The organism is Microcystis sp. M090S1, from assembly GCF_020246295.1.
GTDB lineage: Bacteria > Cyanobacteriota > Cyanobacteriia > Cyanobacteriales > Microcystaceae > Microcystis > Microcystis aeruginosa.
The window spans coordinates 1-9,784 of record NZ_JADBTF010000001.1; the positions used below are offsets into that span (position 1 = coordinate 1).

A 9,784-nucleotide genomic window follows, 5' to 3' on the forward strand; every position below is an offset into this window, starting at 1 on the left:
AATTGACATCCTCGCCGCCCTAAAAGTGCGGCGATTCCTAAACCTCACGATTTAAGTTTCTGCTTCAACCACCGTTGCATACCACGGTTAAAAAACCATGTACTGTCTTACACAAAGTCCACAGACTTTCGCTCCATTTCAGAAGCCCGATTCCGTGTGTCCCACGGTACGGTTCTGACTAAACGCTTCTTGTACTTGTTGCGCGCGACTTTTTACCCGGACAAGCTTTTCTGAACGGAACCCCCTAAGCCGAGTTTTCAAGGTGCTGTCCGCCCACTTGGTTTTCGAGACGGTCTTTTTAAGACTAACGTAAAGCCAACCTAGAACGGCGGGGTTTCCCACCCAAAATTTTCGATGATCATTTTTTTTGTAGGAGAACTTTAGTGGCAATTACTACCTCAGCTTCCCGTTTAGGGACAACCGCTTTTAGCGAGGTTGCTCCCGTGGAATTACGTCCCGATTGGTCTCGTGACGACGCACAGGCGGTTATTCGCGCTGTCTATCGTCAGGTGCTAGGCAATGACTATATCATGCGTTCCGAGCGCCTTACCAGTGCCGAATCCTTACTCTGCAATGGTTCGATCACCGTGCGGGAATTCGTCCGCGCCGTGGCCAAATCGGAACTGTATAAGAACAAATTCTTCTACGGTAACTTCCAAACCCGCGTCATCGAACTTAATATCAAACATCTTTTAGGTCGCGCTCCCTACGATGAGTCGGAAGTGGTCTATCACCTCGATCTCTACGAAAACAAAGGATTCGAGGCCGATATCGACTCCTACATCGATTCCGCCGAATATACCGAAAACTTCGGCGATAGCATCGTTCCCTACTATCGCGGTTTTGCCAGCCAACCCGGTCAAAAAACCGTGGGATTTACCCGGATGTTCCAACTCTATCGCGGTTATGCCAACAGCGATCGCTCTCAGATTGCCGGCAAAACCTCCCGTTTAGCGGTGGAATTAGCCCAAAACGGGGCTTCGGCAGTAGTCGGTCCCTCTGGTGGCAGCGATGGTTGGGCCTATCGTCCCTCTGGTCAACGCAACACCCCCAGTAAAGCTCTTGGTGGTAGTGTGGCCTATGGTAATGTGGGTAAGCTCTATCGCGTGGAAATTGCCGCCATCAGCAAACCGGGTTATCCCAGTGTCCGTCGCAGTAGCAAAGCGGTTATCGTCCCCTTTGAACAGTTAAATAACACCCTGCAACAGATCAACCGTCTCGGTGGCAAAGTTGCCAGCATCACCCCCGCTAGTTTGAACTAATTTTCTAGCTTAAGATAGCTAAAAGTCTCCCGGGCAGCCGTCAGGTTCACCGGGAGACTTTTTTCTAGGGAACTGGCAGAAATTGACCCTCAGCAGATCGAGCAAACCTGTAGAATGAAAATAGTTCTATCGTTTTAATGCCTGTGACTGTCACTTCGATCGCTTTTGACTCTATCGATACTGCCTTAGCGGAAATCAAAGCTGGACGGGCTATTGTAGTAGTTGATGATGAGAATCGCGAAAATGAAGGAGATCTAATCTGTGCGGCCCAATTTGCCACCCCCGATCTGATTAACTTCATGGCAGTGCAAGCTCGCGGTTTAATCTGTCTGGCAATGACGGGAGAGCGTCTTGATGCTCTCGAATTACCCTTGATGGTGACAAAAAACACCGATAGCAATCAAACCGCTTTTACCGTTAGCATCGATGCCGCTCCCCATTTAGGGGTTAAAACTGGCATTTCGGCAGAAGATCGGGCGAAAACCGTGCAAGTTGCCATTAATCCGGTTACTCGTCCCGACGATCTCACCCGTCCCGGTCATGTCTTCCCGATTCGTGCTAAAGCCGGTGGGGTCTTAAAACGCGCCGGTCATACGGAGGCAGCCGTGGATCTAGCTCGGTTAGCCGGGTTGTATCCGGCGGGAGTTATCTGTGAGATCCAAAATCCCGATGGTTCCATGGCCCGTTTACCGCAACTATTTGAATACGCTCGTCAACATAATCTAAGGTTAATTAGCATTGCCGATCTGATCGGTTATCGCTTAAAACACGATCGCTTTGTCCATCGGGAAACGGTCTGTGATTTTCCCAGTCAATTCGGCACTTTTCAGCTTTATGCCTACCGAAATTTATTAGATCAAACCGAACACATCGCTATTGTGAAAGGGGATCCCGCTCTCTTTGGCGATCAACCTGTAATGGTACGAATGCACTCAGAATGTCTGACCGGGGATGCTTTGGGATCCTTGCGTTGCGATTGTCGGCAACAGTTACAAGCTGCCCTAAAAATGATCGAAAACAACGGTTTGGGGGTGGTGGTTTACCTGCGACAGGAAGGACGGGGAATTGGCTTAATTAATAAGCTAAAAGCCTATTCTTTACAGGATATAGGACTAGATACGGTGGAAGCCAACGAAAGGTTAGGATTTCCCGCCGATTTGCGCGATTACGGCATGGGGGCGCAAATGCTCAACGATTTGGGGGTGAGAAATATTCGTTTAATTACCAATAATCCCCGTAAAATTGCCGGATTAAAAGGCTATGGTTTGGAAATAGTCGAGCGAGTACCTTTGCTGATCGAGGCTAATGATTATAATTCCAATTATCTGGCCACAAAAGCGGAAAAGTTAGGACATCTATTCCTACAAACCTATCTAGTCACCATCGCTCTCAGTTGGGGGGAAAATCCGCCGTCAATTTCGCAAAGATATCATCAATTGGAGAAATTACGGCAGTTAAGTCGCGCTAATCAATTATCTCTCCAAGAAGAAACCCGACCGGTAGCCAATGCCCTTTTTGATCGCGCCCCTTTGATCGTACATTTAGGTTTAGATATTCGTCAGGGTGTCAGCAGTAATTGGTATAAAAATCCTTCCCATCCTTATCTTCTGGTTATTGACAAGATATTAAATGACATTAAAGATTGGTCGGAAATTGAACGCTTAGAATTTTTAATTTCCGACGGAGACGATTCGATGACGGGATTACAAATGAAACTCGAACGTCAAAAAATGTCCGATGAAGATTTCTCACAATTACCACAATTAGCTACCCAAATTATCTACAGTTTTACTCGTGAGTCAGCCAAAAATTAGTTTTTGATGACTGGAAAAGATTGTAACAGTTATAATTAAATAAAGCTAGTGTAACGGGGAAAAACCATGACAACTCTCGACATTTTACCGGAAGTTACCTGTCCCCCCACCGATTTATGGAGTGATGAACCACCTTTGGAAAGTGATCTACATCTGCAACAAATTACAATTCTGATCGGTTGTTTGGAAAGGTTATGGCAAGAAAGAAGTAATTACTATGCTTCGGGCAATCTTACCATCTACTATAACGAAGAACAACTAAAAAAACGTGATTTTTGTGGTCCTGATTTTTTTGTCGTCTTAGATACGGAAAAACATTCGCGTAAAAGTTGGGTAGTCTGGGGAGAAGGGGGTAAATATCCCAATGTGATCGTGGAAATTCTCTCCCCATCCACTGCTAATATCGATCGCAATAAAAAGAAAAATCTCTATCAAAATACCTTTCGGACTCCTAACTATTTCTGGTTTGATCCTGAAAGTTTAGAACTGCAAGGATTTAGATTAATTGCTGGACAATATCAAGCTATTCCCACTAATGAAAACGGCTATTTATGGAGTGAACAATTAGAACTCTATTTAGGCATTTTTGAGAGGAAATTGCGTTACTTTACCCCCACGGGTGAATTAGTGCTAACTGCCGCAGAAGCAGAATTACAGGAACGACAAGCGAAGGAACAGGCTATCCTCGAAAAAGAACAAGCTATCTTGGAAAGGGAAAGATTAGCCCAAAAATTACGAGAATTGGGCATTGATCCTGAAACTATCTGATTGATCAATATCTCCAGTTTAGGTAATTGCTATCCTAGAAACGGTCTTAATTTAACCTTATTTTTCCTGTCTTTCTAAGGCTAATTGTACTAACTTATCGACCAATTTATCAAACTCTAAACCGGTGGCTTTCCAGAGTTGGGGATACATACTAAAATTAGTAAACCCCGGCAGAGTATTAATTTCATTGAGAAACACTTCCCCAGTCTTTTCCACATAGAAAAAATCCACCCGCGACAATCCCGCAGCATCCACAGCTTTAAATGCTTCTACAGCCATTTCTCGCACTTGATTAGCAATTTTATCAGGAATATTAGCGGGAATAACCATACTCGATCGCCCGTCAGTATATTTAGTTTCATAGTCATAAAAATCACTATCAAAAGTAATTTCTCCCACCAAAGAAGCTTGGGGATTATCATTACCTAAAACCGCACATTCGATTTCTCTTGCGGTTACTCCTGCTTCAACAATAATCCGTCGATCATAACTAGCAGCACTATCTAAAGCAGCCTCTAATTCTTGCCGGTTGCGCGCTTTACTAATACCCACCGAAGAACCTAAATTAGCCGGTTTAATAAAACAAGGATAACCTATTTCCTCGGCGATTTGATCGCACAATTGCGGAAAAATACAGGGATTTGACCACACTTGCGAGCGGGTTACGGCCTTATACTTAACTTGGGGTAATCCAGCGGCTGCAAAAGCAGTTTTCATGGCAATTTTATCCATGCCTAGGCATGAACCCAGTACCCCACTACCCACAAAAGCAACCCGCATGAGAGTGAGTAATCCTTGTAAAGTGCCGTCTTCTCCATTCGGTCCGTGGAGAATTGGAAACCAAACCTCCATTTCCCTCACTTCCGGGGGAAATTGCCAGATATTGACTTTTATATTACTCTCAATAGCTAGGGGTTGCCCAGAGGTTAAAATTTGTCTAGCAGTTGCTGCCGAATGCCAACAGCCATTTTTATCGATATAGAAGGGGATAACTGCGTATTTGTCAAGATTTTCGGGATAATTAAAAGCTTGCAGGATCGATCGAGCCGAATTGATAGATACCTCGTGTTCTCCCGATCGACCACCAAACAACAATCCTACCTTGATCTTATCCATGTTATCCTCTCTAGACCCAGCTAGATCCTAAATTAGAGTTCAACTATCATATATACTATGGGCGGAGTTGACAATAGTTGCCAATGATTTAGATGCAGCTGTTCCTCGTCAGATCGAGGTTTTGGCAAAACCTCAAGATAAATTAATTATCGATCGGGATGAAATTTGGTCGTTCTTTCCCTAAAAAAATGGATAATCACTTTGGAGCTATTCACCCCCCGAAATTGAATGATTATTTAGCTAATTTTTCCAGTTTTTTCTTATACCAATTCTCCAAAGTCTGACTACAGAAGTTTAATCCCCCTAAATCCCCCTTAAAAAGGGGGATTTAAAGGGGGACTTAAATTCGATATGTAGTTTTCATTTAGAGAAATGATATAAACCTCTCAGCATCTCGCCTATGCCATGAACTTTGCCAACCTCCTGACTGTAGCATTGCCAGTCTGACTGCGTTGGCACTCGCCCTCCCCAACCTCAGAGCCAGATCGCCCAATAAGAAGCGATCGCTTTCCTACCTGTGGTTAAGAGTCCTTACAATGGCACTGCACGCCGCATTAAGTGAAAATAGCCCGATTCGTTGACAAACAACACAATATGCTTATCAGCAAAGAGGAATATCCTATCGTCGATAAATAATCTACCTTGAAGGAATTTCTAACCATAATTCAACAGTTCCCTGACTAGGCTTTTTCCCGCTATAAGATACAAAAGGTTTTGCTTCAATATTAGGAACTTGACTAATAGAATATCCGAGATTCCGCAAAGCACGGGTCGCATCTTGGGCGAGACTTTCTGCTGCCACCCTATCTTGAGTGTAGAAGTATCGAACTTGGTGCTTACCAGCGGCTCCACCCTCCCTATCTTCTCCAGGAACAATATAGTCTGCTTTTTTGAGGTCCTCCGATAGAGCCTCTGCCTGCTCACGTTTCCCCCCTGCGAACTGGAAGAACACCGTTGTCCTTTCACGTTTTTTTGCTAAACTTTGCTCTGCTTTCTGGGTTGCTGAAATCACGGACTGAATAGCAGCTTTTCTTTGCTGGGCAGCCTGTGCTGATTCGCCCCCCGGTTTTTGTACACTAACTGTGACGATACTATTCAGTTTATCTACCTGTATAGCTAACTCTTTAAGTTGACTTTGAAGAGACTTTACGCTTGAGTCGAGCGGCTGTCTTTGACTTGCGATGTCCAAACTTGTCGAGATTTTATCGAGCTTTTGTATTTTGTCATCCAGTATTTTTACCTTTTGAATGTTATCATTTAGTCCCTTAGCTTGGGGACGGAAAGCTCTTAATTCTCGCTGCACTTGCTCAATTATAACCTTTGCCTCTTTTGCTTTCAATCGTGTCTCGCTAATAAGCTCTCTAACTTCATCACGCTTTACCTGAAGCTCTTGCTCAAATTCTTGCTTAATTTCCGACTTAATCTCTGTCCTAATACTCAGGACAACATTCACGCCTAAGATACCGCATACGGTAATCACTGCTGTCCCGATAGCCGCATACCAACTGAACAAGTCTGAACGAACTCGCTCCGTCACCCGATCAGCAAGCCGTCGTTCTAAAAGTTCAAGCCGATCCTCATCTAGCTCTTCCATTTTACTTTCTAATATCCACGCAGTTTTTCTATCTATAATATAGCATTGGTAAATAGTTTTTTTAGACCTTTAAAAAAAATCTTATAGCGTTTCCTAAGCTAGTGAGGTACGCCTATTTTTCTTCCCTTTTGCCGTTCGGACTTCGGCGTGAGACTTCGGACGTTCGGCGAGCTAAGTCGAACGCTGGGCTAACGGCCGAAGCCTTTTGCCCCTTGCCTTTTGCCTAAAAACCATAACTTTTGTACCTCAGCCGACTGAAAAACGCTATAATCTGCTCTAAAATGAGCGAGTTAAGAGGATTAGTGGTCATAATTTCCCTAAGAAGCTGCAAAAAACCTAGCCTTTCTTATCAAGATGAAGTGTAGGCTAATTTGGTATGAACGACCGACGACTGACTCCCGAAAACTTCCTATCCTAAATTAATACCACAGCAGTGGCCACTTTGTCACATGGTTAATAATGAAAAAAATTGCTGGCATATTACAGATTTAAGTCAATAAATGGGCAGCCGTTTAGCTAGGCAGTCATTCTAAAGATAAGATTCCCGAGAGCGATGGTAAAGTTGAGACTAGAATTGAGGAGACAGTCGGGAAATTTTTACCTAATCAAGAAAAGATGGCTCTCTGAGTCTTTGGGTGAAAAATGTTCACCACGTCACATTATGCACGGAAGCTTTCATAGGTGGCAACTTAAGCAAGAAGCTTAATTATCAAGAGTAGCTGATCATCCAAGGGGAAGGACGTAAAAAATGGTAAAATAAGGCGGATAAATCTAAAAATAATCTTCATTCCTACCCCTACTATTTTTTTAGGTTTCAGAGGGGAAGTAACCAAACAGTTTTTTATAATCAGAGGCTAGATATCCTCGGTGAAAAAAACCTAATTCTTCAGCAATTTCATAAATTAATTTTGTCTGATTATTCTGGCTAAGAGATTGATGTAAAGCATTAAGACGAAGCAATTTAAAATAATTGTAAGGAGACATTTGATAGAAGTCTTTAAATATATATTATAAGGTGCGTTGACTTACTTTTAAGTATTGACAAATCGCTGGAATAGTAAGATCAGAACGCAGATTTTTTCTCATCATTTCTTCTGCTTTTTTGAGGATAGAGGTGCGTCTGATAGTGTTTTTAGGAGTTGTAATATCTTTGGTTACTGCTAAAGTCAAAAGAAAATCTTTGACTATTTCTTCTTTTAATTTCTGCCTGACAAAATTTAATCTTAATGCTTTTCTTTGCCAAGATATTTGTTGACAATCTAAATTAAATAGCATTCGATAAAGTTGATGACAAGATTGTTGGAGATGACGAATTTTTTCCGATGGGCAAATCACAATAGAAGAAGCGGAAGAATTTAAAAACTTTTTCGCTTCTGGTAGCTCTAAAGTTTGGCACAATTGTTGCAGATAATTATCATGAACGTAAAGCTGAAAACGATTGGAAAAAGGATGTTGAAAAACGGAAATTTCTGATTTAGGGGGGATAATCACAAGATAGTTATTTTCTAATGGATACAAATTTTGGAATAAGACAGAATTCACTTGAACAGGAATCGTAAAAACCCATATTTTAGAATGGATTACTCCCGCAACATTCGTTAAACAATTACGTTGCGATAATTCTAACATCACTTCATCGATGATGATCCTTGAAAGATACCCTTCAAAATGATCACCACTGAGTTGTAAAGCATCTACGTTGAGAAATTCTCGATTCTGAAAATAGCGAGAAAAGTCACAAACATATTCACTTTTAAAGGTTAATTCCTGAGAATTAATTAAAATATTGGTTTTATTGTCAAAAATAAACATCTATATATAACTATTTGGTTATTGAGTAAAGTTAAAATTTTTTTGCCCATCAATTTAAAAACTTGCGTTTTTTGGATCATCTTAGCATAGAAGACTGAGTAGTATGAGTTACAGCAGAGTTGGTTTGTTAATTTTGTCCATCAGTGTAATTCCAGCTAAATCTCTCACTTTTTTCCGTTATCAATTACTAAGGAGATTTCGATGGCTAAACAATATATGCCACTTGAAGATTGCCCTGGGTCTGCGGTATTGGGTGGAGAAATTCCGCAATTACGTCCCCCAGCATTTTCTGATGACCGACAATATACCACATTTAGCTATACCTATCATCCAGGGGGATCAGAAATTTCCGAAGCTGTTGCCCCTAATATTAGCACTCGTTTCTATGCCATCGAAGCAACTATTGATTTCTCCAACGCTAAAGGGGACTTACAAGGTGTTCTGATGGCGCACGGCGGATGTTTTGGTGGACATAGTTTCTACATCTATCAGGGAAAACTATGTTATGTCTATAACTGGTTAGGACAACAACAGAAGATCACTTGTGATCTTCCTCGTCTTAGTAGCGAGGTGACACTCAAAGTTGCATTTGCCAAACCAAAGATAATCGCCCCTTCCGATGAAAAGTTGGGTGACAGCACAATAGATAAGATAAAACTGTATATTAATAACATCGAACAAAATGTCGATATTATAAGAACTTTATCAAATCATACTCCTAACTTCCTAACTCAATATAAACACGAGATTCCTTACGAGTTTCAAGGTGCGAAGCTGCAAACAATTATCGTTACCATTACCAATGATGTTAGGGCGATAAATGATGTTCAATTATGAGAAAAAAGTTGACCACAATAAGTTAGATAAGTAGGCTGGTCTCATTAGACCTATTGTAAAAATCAAAAATTTTTGTTAGGGTTAGGAGTCAGCGGATAGAGTCGGCTTTTCTCTTAATCAAGAGATTGTTCAGTTATTTAGCCGAGCGAGCCAAACTTTTCGGCCTAGTTAAAGCTGAAAGGAAACGACACAGGGAAAGGGATGCTCTCTCTCAACAAATTTGGGGGGCTATTCCCTTAAGTTGACACCAATGGCAAGCTTTGCGCCCCTACATTGCAGCTGCCGTGACTGGTAAGGCCCTATAGCCTACGCCCTTTCTTCGATAAGATTTGCTCATTACCAAGACCCCAAGAGAGCCGAAAATACTCCCTAGGTTGCATTAGATAATCCCTTGGCGCAGTGGCAATTGTATTGCCTGTCCTGCCGCTCAAGTGACTATGTTGACACTCCCGTCGCGCTTATGCGAGGGATTCTTGGTTCACTGACTCAAGTTGTCTTAGCAGGTATTTCTACCAACCAAAATAGAGCTTAAATCTCCCCAAGCGTTTAGGTCTAACGACCAGCTTCCGATATGCCCTATC

6 protein-coding genes and 1 pseudogene are annotated in these 9,784 nt (G+C 42.1%); 4 read left to right on the top strand and 3 right to left on the bottom strand.

Annotation, left to right across the window (positions count from 1 at the left end):
* The first annotated feature begins 383 nt into the window (after positions 1 to 383).
* The 3 genes from IM477_RS00005 (at position 384) to IM477_RS00015 (ending at position 3,844) form a co-directional block, all read left to right on the top strand.
* Positions 384 to 1,262 carry a phycobilisome linker polypeptide gene (locus IM477_RS00005; RefSeq protein WP_190722403.1) on the top strand — a complete coding sequence of 293 codons (879 nt, stop codon included), beginning with the start codon at positions 384 to 386 and terminating at the stop codon, positions 1,260 to 1,262.
* Between the two features lie 137 nt (positions 1,263 to 1,399).
* On the top strand, positions 1,400 to 3,076 hold the full coding sequence (gene ribBA, locus IM477_RS00010; RefSeq protein ID WP_287729930.1) for a bifunctional 3,4-dihydroxy-2-butanone-4-phosphate synthase/GTP cyclohydrolase II: 1,677 nt from the start codon (positions 1,400 to 1,402) through the stop codon (positions 3,074 to 3,076).
* Between the two features lie 66 nt (positions 3,077 to 3,142).
* The gene (locus tag IM477_RS00015) at positions 3,143 to 3,844 is read left to right on the top strand and encodes a Uma2 family endonuclease (protein WP_287729931.1); all 702 of its coding nucleotides are present in this window, start codon (positions 3,143 to 3,145) and stop codon (positions 3,842 to 3,844) included.
* A 57-nt stretch (positions 3,845 to 3,901) separates the two neighbouring features.
* Here IM477_RS00015 and IM477_RS00020 read toward each other — a convergent pair whose 3' ends face one another.
* The 3 genes and pseudogenes from IM477_RS00020 to IM477_RS00030 form a co-directional block, all read right to left on the bottom strand.
* Positions 3,902 to 4,960: a D-alanine--D-alanine ligase family protein gene (locus IM477_RS00020; RefSeq protein WP_287729932.1), complete on the bottom strand. Its 1,059-nt coding sequence runs from the start codon at positions 4,958 to 4,960 to the stop codon at positions 3,902 to 3,904.
* A 637-nt stretch (positions 4,961 to 5,597) separates the two neighbouring features.
* Complete coding sequence (locus IM477_RS00025; RefSeq protein WP_287729933.1) at positions 5,598 to 6,554, bottom strand: hypothetical protein; 957 nt, start codon at positions 6,552 to 6,554, stop codon at positions 5,598 to 5,600.
* 807 nt (positions 6,555 to 7,361) lie between these two features.
* Positions 7,362 to 8,366 (bottom strand): annotated as a pseudogene (locus tag IM477_RS00030) (helix-turn-helix domain-containing protein).
* A gap of 201 nt (positions 8,367 to 8,567) precedes the next feature.
* Here IM477_RS00030 and IM477_RS00035 point away from each other — a divergent pair.
* Positions 8,568 to 9,203 carry a hypothetical protein gene (locus IM477_RS00035; RefSeq protein ID WP_287729934.1) on the top strand — a complete coding sequence of 212 codons (636 nt, stop codon included), beginning with the start codon at positions 8,568 to 8,570 and terminating at the stop codon, positions 9,201 to 9,203.
* Positions 9,204 to 9,784: the final 581 nt, after the last annotated feature.